At 69.4% G+C, this 17,952-nt stretch carries 15 protein-coding genes; 13 read left to right on the top strand and 2 right to left on the bottom strand.

Going from position 1 to position 17,952, the window contains the following annotated elements:
- The 12 genes from mobA to proB all read left to right on the top strand — a co-directional run bounded on the left by mobA (window position 1) and on the right by proB (window position 15,044).
- Window positions 1–609, top strand: coding sequence for a molybdenum cofactor guanylyltransferase (mobA, locus tag QGN30_RS19925; RefSeq protein ID WP_009955455.1), 609 nt, complete (start codon window positions 1–3; stop codon window positions 607–609).
- Window positions 610–1,466: 857 nt separating this feature from the next.
- Window positions 1,467–2,021 (top strand): transglycosylase family protein, encoded by a 555-nt coding sequence (locus tag QGN30_RS19920; RefSeq protein ID WP_026071537.1) that lies wholly within the window; start codon window positions 1,467–1,469, stop codon window positions 2,019–2,021.
- 113 nt (window positions 2,022–2,134) lie between these two features.
- Window positions 2,135–3,394, top strand: coding sequence for a saccharopine dehydrogenase family protein (locus tag QGN30_RS19915; protein WP_009955950.1), 1,260 nt, complete (start codon window positions 2,135–2,137; stop codon window positions 3,392–3,394).
- A gap of 58 nt (window positions 3,395–3,452) precedes the next feature.
- A complete protein-coding gene (locus QGN30_RS19910; protein WP_038535672.1) occupies window positions 3,453–6,101 on the top strand; it encodes a valine--tRNA ligase in 2,649 nt (882 codons plus the stop codon).
- Window positions 6,098–7,567, top strand: a complete 1,470-nt coding sequence (gene folC, locus QGN30_RS19905; RefSeq protein WP_038535674.1) for a bifunctional tetrahydrofolate synthase/dihydrofolate synthase — start codon at window positions 6,098–6,100, stop codon at window positions 7,565–7,567. Before QGN30_RS19910 ends, folC begins: the two co-directional genes overlap by 4 nt.
- Before the next feature lie 44 nt (window positions 7,568–7,611).
- Window positions 7,612–7,914 carry a DUF4233 domain-containing protein gene (locus QGN30_RS19900; RefSeq protein WP_263645441.1) on the top strand — a complete coding sequence of 101 codons (303 nt, stop codon included), beginning with the start codon at window positions 7,612–7,614 and terminating at the stop codon, window positions 7,912–7,914.
- Window positions 7,915–7,935: 21 nt separating this feature from the next.
- On the top strand, window positions 7,936–8,346 hold the full coding sequence (gene ndk / locus QGN30_RS19895; RefSeq protein WP_038535678.1) for a nucleoside-diphosphate kinase: 411 nt from the start codon (window positions 7,936–7,938) through the stop codon (window positions 8,344–8,346).
- Between the two features lie 343 nt (window positions 8,347–8,689).
- The gene (locus tag QGN30_RS19890) at window positions 8,690–11,548 is read left to right on the top strand and encodes an Rne/Rng family ribonuclease (protein ID WP_095562570.1); all 2,859 of its coding nucleotides are present in this window, start codon (window positions 8,690–8,692) and stop codon (window positions 11,546–11,548) included.
- A 214-nt stretch (window positions 11,549–11,762) separates the two neighbouring features.
- Entirely contained in the window at window positions 11,763–12,074 is a 312-nt protein-coding gene (gene rplU, locus QGN30_RS19885; RefSeq protein WP_009953572.1) for a 50S ribosomal protein L21, read from the top strand.
- 13 nt (window positions 12,075–12,087) lie between these two features.
- Complete coding sequence (rpmA, locus tag QGN30_RS19880) at window positions 12,088–12,354, top strand: 50S ribosomal protein L27 (protein WP_008255217.1); 267 nt, start codon at window positions 12,088–12,090, stop codon at window positions 12,352–12,354.
- 90 nt (window positions 12,355–12,444) lie between these two features.
- Window positions 12,445–13,944: a GTPase ObgE gene (gene obgE / locus QGN30_RS19875; protein WP_014384173.1), complete on the top strand. Its 1,500-nt coding sequence runs from the start codon at window positions 12,445–12,447 to the stop codon at window positions 13,942–13,944.
- Window positions 13,941–15,044: a glutamate 5-kinase gene (gene proB, locus QGN30_RS19870; protein WP_014384174.1), complete on the top strand. Its 1,104-nt coding sequence runs from the start codon at window positions 13,941–13,943 to the stop codon at window positions 15,042–15,044. The genes obgE and proB overlap by 4 nt, the downstream gene beginning before the upstream one ends.
- A 30-nt stretch (window positions 15,045–15,074) precedes the next feature.
- Here the strand turns inward: proB and QGN30_RS19865 are convergent, their stop codons facing one another.
- Complete coding sequence (locus tag QGN30_RS19865) at window positions 15,075–15,725, bottom strand: TetR/AcrR family transcriptional regulator (protein WP_014384175.1); 651 nt, start codon at window positions 15,723–15,725, stop codon at window positions 15,075–15,077.
- A 103-nt stretch (window positions 15,726–15,828) separates the two neighbouring features.
- Between QGN30_RS19865 and QGN30_RS19860 the strand changes: the two genes are divergently transcribed.
- Complete coding sequence (locus QGN30_RS19860) at window positions 15,829–17,106, top strand: cytochrome P450 (RefSeq protein WP_014379681.1); 1,278 nt, start codon at window positions 15,829–15,831, stop codon at window positions 17,104–17,106.
- On the opposite strand, the gene QGN30_RS19855 is transcribed toward QGN30_RS19860, so the two are convergent.
- Window positions 17,103–17,951, bottom strand: coding sequence for an NAD-dependent protein deacetylase (locus tag QGN30_RS19855; RefSeq protein ID WP_014379682.1), 849 nt, complete (start codon window positions 17,949–17,951; stop codon window positions 17,103–17,105). The two genes, QGN30_RS19860 and QGN30_RS19855, sit on opposite strands and share 4 nt — an antisense overlap.
- Window position 17,952: the final 1 nt, after the last annotated feature.

The raw sequence follows: 17,952 nt of genomic DNA, 5'->3' as shown, positions 1-17,952 counted from the left end.
GTGGCCGAGCGGGTGCCGGACACCACAGTGTCCCTGGCTGGAATAGTGCTGGCCGGTGGCGAATCGCGGCGAATGGGCCGCGACAAGGCGACTCTGCCGGGTCCCGGCGGGGCCGCCACGCTGCTCGAGCACGTGGTCGGGGTGGTCTCCCAGCGCTGCGAGCCGATCTTCGTGATGGCCGCGCCGGGGCAACCGCTGCCCGAGGTGCCGGCGCGCGTGCTTCGCGACGAGGTGCGCGGCCAGGGGCCACTGCCGGCGACCGGGGGCGGCCTGCGCGCCGCGGCGGAAACGGGCGCACGCTTCGCCTTCGTCTGCGCCGTCGACATGCCGCTGCTGTCAGCGAGTTTGATCGACGACCTGATCGGGCTGGCCACCGAGACCAACGCCGAAATCGTGCTGCCGTGGGACGGCCGCAGTCACTACCTCGCCGCGGTGTATCGCACCGATCTGGCCGAGCGGATCGACGGCCTGGTCGCCGCCGGTGCCCGCTCGATGCGTGCCTTGATCGACGCCTCCGACGCCCAGCAGATCGTGCTGCCGGAATCGCGTTTCCTGGCCAACGTCAACTCGGAGAGTGACCTGCGCGCTCTGGCGCAGCTGCAGGCCTGACGCCGTCCGCTGCGCCGGTCTGTAAGCCGTCGTGATCCGTTGGGGCAGTCTCGATTTGAGGATTCCTCGCGGAAATGCCCGCGGCCGTCTTGACGTCGTCCGGGTGCATCCGCCCCAGGCGATCCCGGCCTGCGGCAACGTCGCCTCCATTCCTGAAAAATTTTGTCGCTGAACACGTTTAGCGAAAGTTATTGCCAGAAGGCGCAATCCACGACGTCTGACCGACCGACTCGGCTGGGTGGGACTGTGACGGACGAATATCTCTGTAAGACACCGTAATTCGGCGGCTCTCGACTTTTTCTTGCCTTTCCCGCGTGGCAACGTGAGAAGCGGTGCCGGCATGCGGTACGCTGCGCCCCCTTCCGACGGGGACGGCAGATGCGTTGTCACTGCGGCGAATCGGCAATATCGACCCGAATAATCGTGCGCCAGCTCACAAAATACGCGTGATTAGGCTCACCATTTGTTTGCGGATCCGGTCGACGCGCCCGCGCCGAAAATCCGACCGTGACCTGCGTGAATGGGCCTGCTATCACCGCGTGATCGCGTCGTTACCGAAACGAGATCTGCGATTTCCGAAGATGACGAACGCGCCGGCGTTCTCTACGGTCCCTGTTAGCCCGCAATGGGTTACGGAAAAGTAATCAACAAAACTGAATCCACGGACCCGCGTGTGAGCGGCGCCACGGACGGCGAGAGCCCAACCGTGGTCGGTGGGTGACAACCCGCCGGGCATACCTGGCCCGCCGCTGTCGTGCCTGACCCAGACGGCACGTTCCAAAGCAGGCATTCAAGCCAACACCTTCAGCCCACCTGCGTGGGCTTGCTTTGGCGCGCGCGCAGCGAAAGGAAAGATATTGCAGAACGTCCGTAAGACGCTCATGCTTGCCGCGGTCACGGGCACGCTCGTGACCATCCCGTCGGCCACCGCCCACGCAGACGAAGCGGTGAGCTTCGACCCGAACATTCCTGCTGCCGCCCCGGACGCCCCCGCGCCGGACGCCCCGGCGCCGGACGCGCCTCCGGCCCCGGAAGCCCTGCCCCCGGCCCCGGACGCGCCTCCGCCCCCGGCTCCGGATGCCCCTCCGGCTCCGGATGCCCCGCCGGCGCCCGTGGGCTTCGACCCGAACGTTCCGCCGCCTCCTGGCCCGGACGTCCCGCCGCCCCCGCCCGTCAGGGCGTACAGCGTCAACTGGGACGCCATCGCGCAGTGCGAGTCGGGCGGTAACTGGAGCATCAGCACCGGCAACGGCTACGCGGGCGGCCTGCAGTTCACGCCCAGCACCTGGCGCGCGAACGGCGGTAGCGGTTCCCCGTCCGGCGCGAGCCGCGAGGAGCAGATCCGCGTCGCCGAGAACGTGCTGCATTCTCAGGGCATCGGCGCCTGGCCGGTGTGCGGACGCCGCGGCTGACCGACGGCTTCTGGCATACATATAAGCCGCACATATAAGGAGTGCCGGGCCCCGTGCCCGGCACTCCTTGTCTCCAGCGGTCGCCACCCCCGTAGTCGGGTAGCGTCGGGCCCGTGACCGCAACGCCGCGCGAATTCGACATTGTGCTGTACGGGGCGACCGGCTTCGTCGGGAAGCTCACCGCCGACTACCTGGCCCGCTCGGCACCGGACAAACGGATCGCCCTGGCCGGCCGGTCGCCCGACCGGCTGCGCGCCGTCCGCGACACGCTGAGCGAAACCGCGCGGTCGTGGCCCGTCCTGAACGCGGACGCCTCATCGCCCTCGACGCTGAACGAGATGGCGGCGCGCACCCAGGTCGTCATCACCACGGTCGGGCCCTACACGCGCTACGGGCTGCCGCTGGTGGCCGCCTGCGCAGCGGCGGGCACCGACTACGCCGACCTGACCGGCGAGGCGATGTTCGTCCGCGACAGCATCGACCAATTCCACAAGCAGGCCGCGGATACCGGCGCCCGCATCGTGCACGCGTGCGGATTCGATTCCGTGCCTTCGGACCTCAGTGTGTATGCGCTGTACCGCGCGGCGCGCGACGACGGCGCCGGCGAGCTCGCCGACACCGACCTGGTGGTCCGTTCCTTCTCGGGCGGGGTGTCCGGCGGCACCGTCGCGTCGATGCTGGAGGTGCTCGACACCGCGTCCCGCGATCCCGAGGCCCGCCGCCAACTCGCCGACCCGTACACGCTCAGCAGCGACCGCGGCGCCGAACCCGACATCGGTCCGCAGCCCGACCTGCCCTGGCGTCGCGGTCGTCGGATCGCGCCGGAACTGAGCGGGCTGTGGACCGCGGGCTTCGTCATGGCGCCCTACAACACCCGGATCGTGCGGCGCAGCAACGCACTGCTGGACTGGGCCTACGGCCGCCAGCTGCGCTACAGCGAAAGCATGAGCCTGGGCTCGTCGCCGATCGCGCCGGTGGCCTCCGCCGTGGTCGGCGGGGTGGGCGCCGCGACCTTCGGGTTGGGCAGCCGCTATTTCCGGCTCCTGCCGCGCCGGCTGGTGGAGCGCATCGTGCCCAAACCGGGCACCGGCCCGAGCGAGTCCGCCCGCGAGCGCGGCTACTACCGCATCGAGACCTACACCACCACCAGCACCGGGGCCCGCTACGTGGCGCGCATGGAACAGCGCGGCGACCCGGGCTACAAGGCGACGTCGGTGCTGCTGGGGGAGTGCGGCATGGCGCTGGCATTCGACCGTGACAAGCTCCCGGACCTGCACGGCGTCCTCACGCCCGCCGCCGCGATGGGCGACGCGCTGCTGGACCGGTTCCCCGCCGCAGGTGTGTCCTTGCAGGTTGAACGGCTCGCGGGGTGACCCGGCTCACGGTTCGGGCACTTACACGAGGGTAAACGGCGCTCCCTAGAATTGACGGGTGACCGCCAGCCCCAGCCCCGCCACCGACCTGCCCAAGTCGTGGGACCCCGCTGCGGCCGAGGGCGCGATCTACCAGAAGTGGGTCGACGCCGGATACTTCGCGGCGGACCCGGCCAGCGCCAAGCCCGGCTACTCGATCGTGTTGCCGCCCCCGAACGTGACCGGCAGCCTGCACATGGGTCACGCGCTCGAACACACCATGATGGACGCCCTGACCCGCCGCAAGCGCATGCAGGGATATGAGGTGTTGTGGCAGCCGGGAATGGACCACGCCGGCATCGCCACCCAGAGCGTGGTGGAAAAGCAGCTCGCGGTCGACGGCAAGACCAAGGAGGACTTCGGCCGGGAGCTGTTCGTCGAGAAGGTCTGGGACTGGAAGCGCGAGTCCGGCGGCGCCATCGGCGGCCAGATGCGCCGGCTCGGCGACGGGGTCGACTGGAGCCGCGACCGGTTCACCATGGACGAGGGCCTGTCGCGGGCCGTCCGCACCATCTTCAAGCGGCTCTACGACGCCGGGCTGATCTATCGGGCCGAGCGGCTGGTCAACTGGTCGCCGGTGCTTCAGACCGCGATTTCCGACATCGAGGTCGACTACCTCGACGTCGAGGGCGAGCTGGTGTCGTTCCGCTACGGCTCGCTCGACGACTCGCAGCCGCACATCGTGGTCGCGACCACCCGGGTCGAGACGATGCTCGGCGACACCGCGATCGCCGTGCACCCCGACGACGCGCGATACCGCCACCTGGTCGGCACCACACTGGCGCATCCCTTCGTCGACCGTGAGCTGGTCGTCGTCGCCGACGAGCACGTGGACCCCGAATTCGGTACCGGCGCAGTCAAAGTCACGCCCGCACACGACCCGAACGACTTCGAGATCGGGCTGCGGCACGGGTTGCCGATGATCTCGATCCTGGACACCAAGGGCCGAATCGTCGATACCGGAACGCAATTCGACGGGATGGACCGCTTCGAGGCCCGCGTCGCGGTCCGCGAGGCGCTGGCCGCCGAGGGCCGCGTCGTCGAGGAGAAGCGCCCATACCTGCACAGCGTCGGGCACTCCGAGCGTAGCGGTGAACCGATCGAACCGCGGCTGTCGCTGCAGTGGTTTGTCCGCGTCGAGTCGCTGGCCAAGGCGGCCGGCGACGCGGTGCGCAACGGCGACACCGTGATTCACCCCGCAAGCCTGGAGCCGCGTTGGTTCGCCTGGGTCGACGACATGCGCGATTGGACGATCTCGCGGCAGCTGTGGTGGGGCCACCGCATCCCGATCTGGTACGGGCCCAACGGGGAGCAGGTGTGCGTGGGTCCCGACGAGACGCCGCCGGAAGGCTGGGAACAGGACCCCGACGTGCTGGACACCTGGTTCTCCTCGGCGCTGTGGCCGTTTTCCACCCTGGGCTGGCCGGACAAGACCCCCGAGCTCGAAAAGTTCTACCCCACAAGCGTTCTGGTTACCGGCTACGACATCTTGTTCTTCTGGGTGGCCCGGATGATGATGTTCGGCACGTTCGTCGGCGACGACGACGCCATCACCCTGGACGGTCGCCGCGGCCCGCAGGTGCCGTTCACCGATGTCTTCCTGCACGGGCTGATCCGCGACGAATCCGGGCGCAAGATGAGCAAGTCCAAGGGCAACGTCATCGACCCGCTGGACTGGGTGGAACTCTTCGGCGCCGACGCCCTGCGGTTCACGCTGGCCCGCGGCGCCAGCCCGGGCGGTGACCTGGCGATCGGCGAGGACCACGTCCGGGCGTCGCGCAATTTCTGCACCAAGCTGTTCAACGCCACCCGCTACGCGCTGCTCAACGGCGCGCAGCTGGCGCCCCTGCCCCCGCCGGCCGAACTCACCGACGCCGACCGATGGATCCTCGGGCGACTGGAAGAGGTTCGCGCGGAAGTCGATTCGGCGTTCGACAACTACGAGTTCAGCCGCGCCTGCGAAGCGCTCTACCACTTCGCCTGGGACGAATTCTGCGACTGGTACGTGGAATTGGCCAAGACGCAACTGGCCGAGGGGGTCGCGCACACGACGGCGGTGCTGGCGGCGACGCTGGACACCCTGCTGCGGCTGCTGCACCCGGTGATCCCGTTCATCACCGAGGCCCTCTGGCAGGCGCTGACCCACAACGAGACCCTGGTGATCGCCGACTGGCCGCAGCCGTCCGGGATAGCCCTGGATCAGGTTGCCGCGCAACGCGTTACCGACATGCAGAAGCTGGTGACCGAGGTGCGCCGGTTCCGCAGCGATCAGGGGCTGGCGGACCGCCAGAAGGTGCCGGCCCGGATGACGGGCGTCGAGGGAGCCGATCTGGGCACCCAGGTGAGCGCGGTGACGTCGCTGGCGTGGCTGACGGCCGCCGGGCCGGAATTCCGCCCGTCGGCGTCGGTGGAAGTCAGGCTGAGCGGCGGCACCGTCGTCGTCGAACTGGACACCTCGGGCACCATCGACGTCGCCGCCGAGCGTCGCCGGCTGGAAAAGGATCTGGCCGCGGCGCACAAGGAACTGGCGTCGACCACCGCCAAATTGGCCAACGAGGACTTCCTGGGCAAGGCCCCCCAAAACGTCGTCGACAAGATCCGGGACCGTCAACGCCTGGCCCAGGAGGAAACCGAGCGGATCAACGCGCGGCTAGCCGGGCTGCAATGACCGAGCCGCCCGAGTGGGCTGAGGACCCCGAAGTTCCCGGCGCGGTTCCCACCCCGGACCCCACCCCGGACGAGATCGCTGCCCTGTTGCAGGTCGAGCACCTGCTGGACCAGCGCTGGCCCGAAACCAAGATCGAGCCGAGCCTGACCCGCATCACCGCGCTGATGGACCTGCTGGGTTCACCGCAATTGGCCTACCCGTCGATCCACGTCGCGGGCACCAACGGCAAGACCTCGGTGGCCCGGATGATCGACGCGCTGATCACCGCGCTGCACCGGCGCACCGGGCGCACCACCAGCCCCCACCTGCAATCGGCGGTGGAACGCATCTCGATCGATGCCAAGCCGATCAGCCCCGCGCAGTACGTGGCGACCTACCGCGAGATCGAGCCGTTCGTGCAGATGGTCGACGCGCAATCGCAGGCCGCCGGCGGGCCCGCGATGAGCAAGTTCGAGGTGCTGACCGCGATGGCGTTCGCCGCGTTCGCCGACGCCCCCGTCGACGTCGCCGTGGTCGAGGTGGGGATGGGTGGGCGCTGGGACGCCACCAACGTGATCAACGCCCCGGTGGCGGCCATCACCCCGATCGCCCTCGACCACGTCGACTACCTGGGCGACGACCTCGCCGGCATCGCGGGGGAGAAGGCCGGCATCATCACCCGGGCGCCCGAGGGCGCACCCGACACCGTGGCGGTCATCGCGCGTCAGGCGCCCGAGGCGATGGAAGTGTTGTTGGCCCAAACCGTTCAAGCCGACGCCGCGGTGGCCCGCGAGGATTCGGAGTTCGCCGTGCTGGGCCGCCAGGTCGCCATCGGCGGGCAGGTGCTGCAGCTGCAGGGGCTGGGCGGGGTGTATTCCGACGTCTACCTGCCGCTGCACGGAGAACACCAGGCGCACAATGCGGCCCTGGCGCTGGCCGCCGTCGAGGCCTTCTTCGGCGCCGGCGCGCAGCGTCAGCTCGACGTCGAGGCGGTTCGCGCGGGTTTCGCCGCCGTCGTCAGCCCCGGCCGGCTGGAGCGGATGCGCAGCGCGCCCACGGTGTTCATCGACGCCGCGCACAACCCCGCCGGTGCCGCCGCGCTGGCGCAGACGCTGGCGGGCGAATTCGACTTCCGCTATCTGGTCGGGGTGCTCAGCGTGCTGGCCGACAAGGACGTCGACGGCATCCTCGCCGCCCTGCAACCGGTGTTCGACGCCGTCGTGGTCACCCACAACGGGTCCCCGCGGGCGGTCGATGTCGAATCGCTGGCCCTGGCGGCGCGCGAGACGTTCGGGCCCGACCGGGTGAGCACCGCCGAGAACCTGCGCGACGCCATCGACGTCGCGACCGCGCTGGTCGACTCCGAGGTGGAGGGGGCCGCGCTCGACGGCCACGCCGAGGACTTCTCCGGGACCGGGATCGTCATCACCGGCTCGGTCGTCACCGCCGGCGCGGCGCGCACCCTGTTCGGGCGTGATCCGCAGTGACCGACCAGAACCGGCCCGACCCCTGGCGCAGCTTCGGCGCGGTGATGGCCCTCACGCTGTTTCTGGAAGCGATCGTGGTGCTGCTCGCGATCCCGGTGGTGGGCGCGGTCGGCGGAGGCCTCACGACGGCGTCGCTGGCCTACCTGATCGGCCTGGCCGTACTGCTGATCCTGATGGGAGGGGTGCAGCGCAAACCCTGGGCCATCTGGGCCAACCTCGGAGTGCAGGTGATCCTGCTCGCCGGCTTCGCCGTGTATCCCGGCGTCGGGTTCATCGGCGTGTTGTTCACCGGGTTGTGGGGCTTGATCGCCTACTTCCGGGCCGAGGTCCGGCGCAGGCAGGGGTAGCCCGGCGGTACGCTGTCCGCCGTGACCGAACGGACATTGGTACTGATCAAGCCGGACGGCGTCCAGCGACAGCTGGTGGGGGAGATCATCGGCCGGATCGAGCGAAAAGGCCTCACCCTCGCCGCGCTGGAACTCCGGCACGTCAGCCAAGACCTCGCCGCCCAGCACTACGCGGAACACGAGGGCAAGCCCTTCTTCGAGTCGTTGCTGGCATTCATCACCTCGGGGCCGGTGGTCGCGGCCATCGTGGAGGGACCGCGCGCGATCGCGGCGTTTCGGCAGCTCGCGGGCGGTACCGACCCGGTCGAGAAGGCGATCCCCGGCACGATCCGGGGCGATTTCGGGCTCGAGACGCAGTTCAATCTGGTGCACGGCTCGGATTCGATCGAGTCGGCCAAGCGAGAAATCGGGCTCTGGTTTCCCGACGCCTAGAGCTGCGACGATCGGCCCCGCGGCGCGTTGCGGACCGGGGTTCGTCCGACCGGGCTGCATCAGGTGTGGCTTGGGCGCCGACGTGATGTGGGATACTGATGTCGGGTGAACGTCGCCGGACCGGCGTCAGACACCCGAATGAAGACTTAGACAAGCGCGACCATAGCCCCGTCGCCTTGGTTCGCTGCATGTCAGGCCGTCATTCAGCACGGCGCCGAGTGGGTTCTAACCTGAGCCGCTCGGGGCGAGACCATCACAAGCCCGGGAGAAGTGACCCGGGCCCATAGCGAAGCCCTCGCGTGGCCGCGTCGCAACGACGCGCCCGGGGGCTTGAGGAGAATACGTGGTAGACGGTGCACCAACTGCAGACCCATCAGAAGAATCGGCCCGGTCCGGGGAGCTGCCCGACCGGTTGAGGGTCCATTCGTTGGCCCGGACGCTGGGAACCACCAGCAAACGGGTCCTGGACGCGCTCAGCGAGCTGGACGGGCGGATTCGCAGCGCACACTCCACCGTGGACCGCGCCGACGCGGTGCGGGTGCGTGACCTGCTGGCCGCCCAGCCCCAGGAATCCCCGGACGCCGCCACCGAACCCGTCGTGGATGCCGGCGAACCCGAATCCCGGCTGATGCTGGAAACCCCCGACAACGCCGCCGAGCGGCCGCATTACATGCCGCTCTTCGTCGCGCCGCAGCCACTGGACAGCGACGATGACAGCGACACCGACACCGACACCGACGAGAGCGCCGACTCCGACGATTCCGACGGCGACGACGACGAGCAGGCCGACCGCCCGTCGAACCGGCGGCGCCGTCGCGGCCGCCGGGGCCGCGGCCGCGGGCGCGGCGAGCAGGGCGGACCCGAGGGCCAGAACGACGGCGACGACGACGACGAGCCGCAGGGCCGGGGCAAGAAGGGCGCCCAGTCCGACTCCGGCGATTCCGACGACGCCGACGACGAGGACTCCGACGACGGCGACGACTCCGAGGGCGGTGACGACGGTTCGGCGGATGGTGGCAGCCGTCGCCGCCGCCGGCGCCGGCGCCGCAAATCCGGATCGGGCGACGACAACGACGAAGGGCCTTCACCCGACGACCCGCCCAACACGGTCGTGCACGAGCGGCCGCCCCGCAATGGCAAGAACGGCGGCGACGGCGGCAGCGCGAGCAACGAGATCAAGGGCATCGACGGCTCGACTCGGCTGGAGGCCAAGCGCCAACGACGCCGCGACGGCCGCGACGCCGGGCGGCGCCGCCCCCCCGTGCTGACCGAGGCCGAATTCCTGGCCCGCCGCGAGGCCGTCGAACGCGTCATGGTCGTCCGGGACCGGGTCCGCAGCGAGCCGCCACACCAGGGTTCGCGGTATACCCAGATCGCCGTCCTCGAGGACGGCATCGTCGTCGAGCACTTCGTGACCTCGGCCGCGTCGGCGTCCCTGGTCGGCAACATCTACCTCGGCATCGTGCAGAACGTGCTGCCCTCGATGGAGGCGGCCTTCGTCGACATCGGCCGCGGCCGCAACGGCGTGCTCTACGCCGGCGAGGTCAACTGGGAGGCCGCCGGACTCGGCGGGTCCGACCGCAAGATCGAACAGGCGCTCAAGCCCGGCGACTATGTCGTCGTCCAGGTCAGCAAGGACCCGGTCGGGCACAAGGGGGCGCGGCTCACCACGCAGGTGTCGCTCGCGGGCCGCTACCTGGTCTACGTGCCGGGGGCGTCGTCGACCGGGATCAGCCGAAAGTTGCCCGACACCGAACGCCAGCGCCTCAAGGAGATCCTGCGCGAGGTGGTGCCGTCCGACGCGGGGGTGATCATCCGGACCGCGTCCGAGGGCGTCAAGGAAGACGACATCCGCAACGACGTCACCCGCCTGCAGGAGCGCTGGAAGCAAATCGAGGCCAAGGCCATCGAGATCAAGGAGAAGGCCGCCGGGGCCGCCGTGGCGCTCTACGAAGAGCCCGACGTGCTGGTCAAGGTCATCCGCGACCTGTTCAACGAAGACTTCGCGGGCTTGGTCGTCTCCGGGGACGAGGCCTGGAACACCATCAACGAATACGTGAATTCCGTTGCGCCCGACCTTGTTTCGAAGCTGAGCAAATACGAGCCGCCCGCCGGGCCGGACGGGTCGAGCGGGCCGGACGTGTTCGCCGTGCACCGCATCGACGAGCAGCTGGCCAAGGCGATGGACCGCAAGGTCTGGCTGCCCTCGGGCGGCACCCTGGTGATCGACCGGACCGAGGCGATGACGGTGGTCGACGTCAACACCGGCAAGTTCACTGGCTCCGGGGGGAACCTCGAGCAGACGGTCACCAAGAACAACCTCGAGGCGGCCGAGGAGATCGTGCGCCAACTGCGGCTGCGCGACATCGGCGGCATCGTCGTCATCGACTTCATCGACATGGTGCTGGAATCCAACCGCGATCTGGTGCTGCGCCGGCTCACCGAGGCGCTGGCCCGTGACCGCACCCGCCATCAGGTGTCCGAGGTGACGTCGCTCGGTTTGGTGCAGCTGACCCGCAAGCGGTTGGGCACCGGACTGGTCGAGGCCTTCTCGACGTCGTGCCCGAACTGTGGCGGCCGCGGCATCCTGCTGCACACCGACCCGGTGGATTCGGCCCCGTCGAACGGCCGCAAGTCCGAGTCCGGGGGCCGGCGCGGCCGGCGCAAGAAGAACAAGGCCGAGGAGCCGGTCGTGGCCAAGGTGCCCGTCCATTCGCCCGGCGAGCACCCGATGTTCAAAGCGATGGCGGCCGGCTCGTCCACGCAGACGGCATCCGAGGACGACGAATCCGACGAGGCCACCGAGGAAACCAGCGACGAGTTCGACGAGAAGAAGGCGCGGCGCGACGAGGACGTCTCCGACACCGACCAAGAGGACTTCGACGACACCGACGACGACTCGGACGACGATTCCGACGACGACTCGGACGACGACACCGACGACGACTCGGACGACGATTCCGACGACGACTCGGACGACGACTCGGATGACGACGACCTCGATGACGAGGAAGACCTGGGCGACGACGACGAGGACCTCGAACTCGACGACGACGACGACCTGGACACCGAGGACTCCGACGATTCCGACGATGACGACGGCGGTTCGGCCACGGCGGACCAGGGCGGCCCAACCCAGGGCCGCCCCCGGCGCCGACGCGCGGCGGGCAGGCCCGCCGGGCCGCCGATCCACGCGGACTGAGCCCCGACAGCCAGGTCGTGTCCGGTTTGACCCTGTAGCCGCTGGTCACGTACCCTTGGACAGTTGTCGTCAGGCCGGGCGACTAAGCTTTGGCCGGCGGCAGCGGGACTCCCGGGGAATCGGAGCAGGCCCGCAACCCAGACCCACCACGTGCACCGCGGCTGGTTCGCGCGCGACGCGCCGAGCAGCGGCTAGAAGAAGGAGCAGAGCAACGATGGCGACCTACGCAATCGTCAAGACGGGCGGCAAGCAGTACAAGGTCGCCGTCGGGGACGTGGTCAAGGTCGAGAAGCTCGACTCTGAGCCGGGTTCGAATGTGTCGCTGCCGGTCGCACTGGTGGTGGACGGCGCCAAGGTGACCACCGACGCGGCGGCGCTGGCCAAGGTCGCGGTCACCGGCGAGGTGCTCGAGCACACCAAGGGCCCCAAGATCCGCATCCACAAGTTCCGGAACAAGACCGGCTACCACAAGCGTCAGGGCCACCGTCAGCAGCTGACGGTCCTGAAGGTCACCGGCATCAAGTAGTAAAGGCGAAGGCATGGCACACAAGAAGGGCGCTTCTAGCTCGCGCAACGGTCGCGATTCCGCCGCACAGCGGCTGGGCGTGAAGCGATTCGGCGGCCAGGTCGTCAAGGCCGGCGAGATCATCGTTCGTCAGCGCGGCACCAAGTTCCACCCGGGCGTTGGTGTCGGGCGCGGCGGCGACGACACGTTGTTCGCCAAGGAAGCCGGCGCCGTCGAATTCGGAATCAAGCGCGGCCGCAAGACCGTCAACATCGTCGCGGCCGGACAAGCCACCGACTGAGCGCCGCGAGCGTGCACCCACTGCGATAATTTGAGGCAATTCTCGCAGTAGCCGCACGTTCGGCGAGCGAGACGGGTGAGAGGACCCACGATGCCTCGGTTCGTCGACCGCGTCGTCATCCATGCGCGCGCCGGTTCCGGGGGCAACGGCTGCGCCTCGGTCCATCGCGAGAAGTTCAAGCCACTCGGCGGCCCCGACGGCGGCAACGGCGGCCGCGGCGGCAGCATCGTCTTCGTCGTCGATCCCCAGGTCCACACCCTGCTCGACTTCCATTTCCATCCCCACGTCACCGCGCCGTCGGGCAAGCAGGGGATGGGCAGCAACCGCGACGGCGCCGCCGGCGCCGACCTGGAAGTCAAAGTCCCCGACGGAACCATCGTCCTCGACGACAACGGCCGGCTGCTGGCCGACCTGGTGGGCGCGGGCACCCGCTTCGAAGCCGCCGCCGGTGGTCGCGGCGGCCTGGGCAACGCCGCGCTCGCCTCCCGCGCGCGCAAGGCTCCCGGTTTTGCGCTGCTGGGTGAGCAGGGCGAGACCCGCGACCTGACGCTGGAACTCAAGACCGTCGCCGACGCCGGCCTGATCGGCTTCCCGTCGGCCGGCAAGTCGTCGCTGGTGTCCACCATCTCGGCGGCCAAACCCAAGATCGCCGACTACCCCTTCACCACGCTGGTCCCCAACCTCGGCGTCGTGTCGGCCGGCGAGCACACCTTCACCGTCGCCGACGTTCCCGGCCTGATCCCCGGCGCCTCGCAGGGCCGCGGCCTGGGCCTGGACTTCCTCCGGCACATCGAGCGATGCGCCGTGCTGGTGCACGTCGTCGACTGCGCCACCGCCGAGCCCGGCCGCGACCCGATCTCCGATATCGACGCGCTCGAGGCCGAACTCGCCGCGTATACGCCCACCCTGCGGGGGGACGCGACGCTGGGCGATCTCGCCGACCGGCCCCGCGCGGTGGTGCTCAACAAGATCGACGTCCCCGAGGCGCGCGAGCTCGCCGAATTCGTTTACGACGAGATCGCCGAGCGCGGATGGCCGGTGTTCTTGGTGTCGACCGTCGCGCGAGAAGGTCTGCAGCCATTGATCTTTGGGCTGTGGACGATGATCTCGGAATACAAGGCCGCCCAACCCGAGATCGTGCCGCGCCGCCCGGTGATCCGTCCGATCCCCGTCGACGACAGCGGCTTTCGCGTCGAGCCGGATCCGCAGCAGCCGGGCGCCTTCGTGGTCAGCGGCGCGCGGCCCGAACGCTGGGTGCGTCAGACCAACTTCGACAACGACGAGGCCGTGGGGTATCTCGGCGACCGCCTGGCGCGCCTCGGAGTCGAGGAGGAACTGCTGCGGCTGGGTGCGCGCGCGGGGTGCGAAGTGACCATCGGCGACATGACGTTCGATTGGGAGCCGCAAACGCCTGCGGGACAGCAGGTTACGCTGTCGGGCAGGGGAACCGACGCGCGGCTCGAGCGCAGCGAGCGGGTCGGGGCCGCGGAGCGCAAGGCCGCCCGGCGGCAGCGCCGCACCGGCGACGATGCAGAGCGCAGCGATGCGGAGGGGCGGCGCAGAACCAGAGGCGGCGGTGAGGAGTCATGACCCCGCAGCGCGACGCCATCCGGAACGCGCGCAGCCTGGTGGTCAAGGTGGGCACCAACGCGTTGACCACCGAAGCCGGCGTATTCGACGCCGGCCGGCTGGCCGGTCTCGCCGACGCGATCGAGACGCGGATGAAGGCGGGCACCGACGTCGTCATCGTGTCCTCGGGTGCCATCGCCGCCGGCATCGAACCTCTCGGATTGTCCCGTCGCCCACGGGATTTGGCGACGAAGCAGGCCGCGGCCAGCGTCGGTCAGGTCGCGCTGGTGAATTCGTGGAGTGCCGCGTTTGCCCGGTACGGCCGCACGGTCGGGCAGGTGCTGCTGAGCGCGCACGACATCTCGATGCGCGCCCAGCACACCAACGCTCAGCGCACCCTGGATCGGCTGCGGGCCCTGCATGCGGTGGCCATCGTCAACGAGAACGACACGGTGGCCACCAACGAGATCCGGTTCGGCGACAACGACCGGCTTTCGGCGCTGGTGGCGCACCTGGTCGGCGCCGAGGCGCTGGTGTTGTTGTCCGACATCGACGGGCTGTACGACTCCGATCCACGCAAAACCGAAGGCGCCCGGTTCATCCCGGAGGTATCGGGTTCGGCGGATCTGGTCGGTGTGATCGCCGGGCCCGGCAGTGATTTGGGCACCGGCGGCATGACCTCGAAGATGTCGTCGGCGCTGCTGGCCGCCGACGCCGGCGTCCCGGTGCTGCTGGCCGCGGCGTCCGATGCCTCGACCGCGCTCACCGACGCGTCGGTCGGCACTGTGTTCGCCGCGCGGCCGGCCCGGATGTCGGCGCGGCGGTTCTGGGTGCGTTACGCCGCCGAGGCCGCCGGCGCGCTGACCCTCGACGAGGGGGCGGTGCGCGCGGTCGTCGGGCAGCGCCGCTCGCTGCTGCCCGCGGGGATCACCGCGGTGTCCGGCCGGTTCTTCGGCGGCGACGTCGTCGAATTGCGCGGGCCGGACGCGGCGATGGTGGCCCGTGGCGTGGTCGCCTACGACGCGACGGAACTGCTCACCATGATGGGCCGCTCCACCAGCGAGCTGCCCGGCGAGCTGCGCCGGCCCGCGGTGCACGCCGACGATCTGGTGGCGGTGTAGCAGAGCCCGGCGCGGTCCGGACCGACGCGATCAATGCTCCGAGGCGGGCTTGAGATACAGTGCGCCCCAGACGATCTCGGCCAGGGTGGTGGCCAGCTCGGCGTCGTAGTCGGGCGGCTGCGCCGGCAGGTTCTGCTGGCAGGCGCGCTCGACCATCCAGGTCAGCGCGCTGGCCGTGGTGAGCGCCGCCAGCTCGGGGCGGATCGAGCCGTCGGCCTGGCCCTCTTCGATGACCCGGGTGAGCTGTTCGGAGATGCCGGTCAGCAGTTCGCGATACGCCTCCCCGGTCAGTGGGTCATAGGCGGCCATCTCGTTGAGCGCGACCAGCACCGCTTGGTGCCGTCGATAGATGGCGATGATGCTGCTCATCGCCGCGCGCACGTCGTCGGGGTCGTGCCGCCCGGCCACCGTCCACCAGCGCCGCGCGCCGTCGGCCAGGTCGCCGAACACCTGGCCCGCGAGCCGGCGAAGCAGATGGCCCTTGTCCTCGAAGTAGATGTAGAAGCTGGCGCGGGAGATGCCCGCCTCGCCGGAGAGCCGATCCACGCTGAGCTCGGTGAAGCTCGCGCCGTCGCGCATCAGCCGTTCGGTGGCGTCGAGCAGCCGGCGCTCCATTTGCTCGCGCCGCTGCTCGCGCCCCACGCTTCGATGGCCTGGCGGCTTGCGGGTGAGCGACGGCATGCGCCGAGCATAGCCGAGCTTTCGACATCTTGACTAGACATACTGTCTAGGCATATCGTCGCGTGGAGTTTGTGACCGGCGTCATACAGGAGGGGACAGCGCCATGGCCGTGATGACGGGTACACCCGGGGCCGAGAAGTCCGGCCGCGCCTACGACGAGATCGACCTGTCCTCGCGGGCGTTTTGGTCCACGACGGCGGCGGATCGCGAACGCTCCTTCGCCGTGCTGCGCGCCGAGCGCCCGGTCAGTTGGCATCCTCCGGTCGAAGACTCGCTGATGCCCGATCCCACCGATCCCGGCTTCTGGGCGGTCACCCGGCGCGCCGACATCGTCGCGGTCAGCCGCAACAACGACGCCTTCCTGTCCGGCCAGGGGGTGATGTTCGAGAGCATTCCCGTCGAGCTGCTCGAGGCGTCGCAGTCGTTCTTGGCGATGGATCCGCCGCGGCACACCAAGTTGCGCAAGCTGGCCCACGCCGCGCTGAGCCCGCGGCAGGTGCGCCGCATCGAAGACTCGATCAAGGCCAACGCCAAGACCATCGTCGAAGAACTGCGGACCGCCGGCAGCGGTGCGGATTTCGTCGACCACTGCGCCAAGGAGCTGCCCATCCGGACCCTCTCGGACATGATGGGAATCCCGGAATCCGAGCGCGAGCGCATGGCGCACGCCACCGACGCCCTGGTCTCCTGGGCCGACCCGGAATTCCTCAACGGACGTCCGGCGATGGAAGTCCTGGTCGAGAACCAGCTGTACCTTCACCAGGTCGTCGGCACCCTGGCCACGGAACGCCGCGAGCGCCCGGGCGACGACCTCATCAGCAGCCTGGTCACCGCCGAAGTCGATGGGGACCGCCTGGAAGACGCGGAGGTGGCCGCGTTCTTCGTGCTGCTCTCGGTGGCGGGCAACGACACCACCCGCCAGACCATCAGCCACACCCTGAAGGCGCTCACCGATTTTCCCGACGAAAAGGCTTGGCTTCTCCATGATTTCGACAACCGGATCGGTACCGCCGTCGAGGAGTTCATCCGGTGGGCGACCCCGGTCATGACCTTCCGCCGCACGGCGGCAACGGATATCGAGCTGGGCGGTCAGACCATTCTGGCGGGGGAGAAGGTGGTGATGTTCTACCCGTCCGGCAACTGGGACACCGACGCGTTCGACCATCCCGAACGCCTGAACCTGGCGCGCGACCCCAATCCGCACGTCGGTTTCGGCGGTGGCGGGCTGCACTTCTGCCTCGGGGCGCACGTCGCCCGCGCGCAGCTGCGCGCCATCTTTCACGAGCTGTTTCGTCAGCTGCCCGGCATCCAGGCGGGCGAGCCGACGTACCTGGCGGGCAACTTCGTGCACGCCGTGCGCAGCATGCCGTGCACCTTCTAATGCGTTGTCAGCGGCGATAACTCGTCGGCGAGCAGCGCGAGCAGTTCGGAGCAGCCGCCGTCGACCTTCACCGTGGCCAGGTCGTCGCCGCGGGTGCTGCCGCGGTTGATGATGGCGACCGGGATGCCCAGGGCGGCCGCGTGCCGCACGAATCGATAACCGGAGAACACCGTCAGCGACGACCCCGCGACCAGCAGCGCGTCGGCCTCGTCGACCATCCTATAGGCTGCTGCCACAACGTCTTTGGGAACGCTGTCGCCGAAATAGACGATGTCGGGTTTGAGCATGCCGGCGCAGCGCACGCAGTCGAGATAGCGGAACGACGCGGTATCGGCGACGACGGCGTCGGCGTCGGGAGCCACCGCCAGCCCGCCGATCGCCTCGGCGCGCTCGATGAATCCGGGGTTGAGCGCCTCCAGCTGCTCGGCCAGCGCCGCGCGGCTCACGGTGTGGCCGCAGCTCAGGCAGATCACCCGCGCGTAGGTGCCGTGCAGGTCGATGACGTTGCGGCTGCCGGCCTTGGTGTGCAGCAGGTCGACGTTCTGGGTGATGACGCCGGTGACCACCGACGCGTCCTCGAGCGCCGCCAGCGCCCGATGTCCCGCGTTGGGCAGCGTGTCGGCCATGTGCCGCCAACCGACGTGGTTGCGCGCCCAGTACCGCTGCCGAAACGCCGCGTCACCGGTGAACTGCTGGATGGTCATGGGGTTGCTGGGCGGGGAATCGGGCCCGCGGTAGTCGGGGATGCCGGAATCGGTCGATACGCCCGCGCCCGTCAGCACCGCGATCCGGCGCCCGGCCAGCAGCGTGACCAACTCGGGGGATTCTGCGCGGGAGACGGTCACC

The sequence above is a fragment of the Mycobacterium sp. 3-98 genome, from assembly GCF_035918355.1.
In the GTDB taxonomy this organism is placed as follows: Bacteria; Actinomycetota; Actinomycetes; order Mycobacteriales; family Mycobacteriaceae; genus Mycobacterium; species Mycobacterium intracellulare.
The sequence above is the reverse complement of the archived record's forward strand: the minus strand, read 5'-3'. Positions and strand labels throughout refer to the sequence as shown.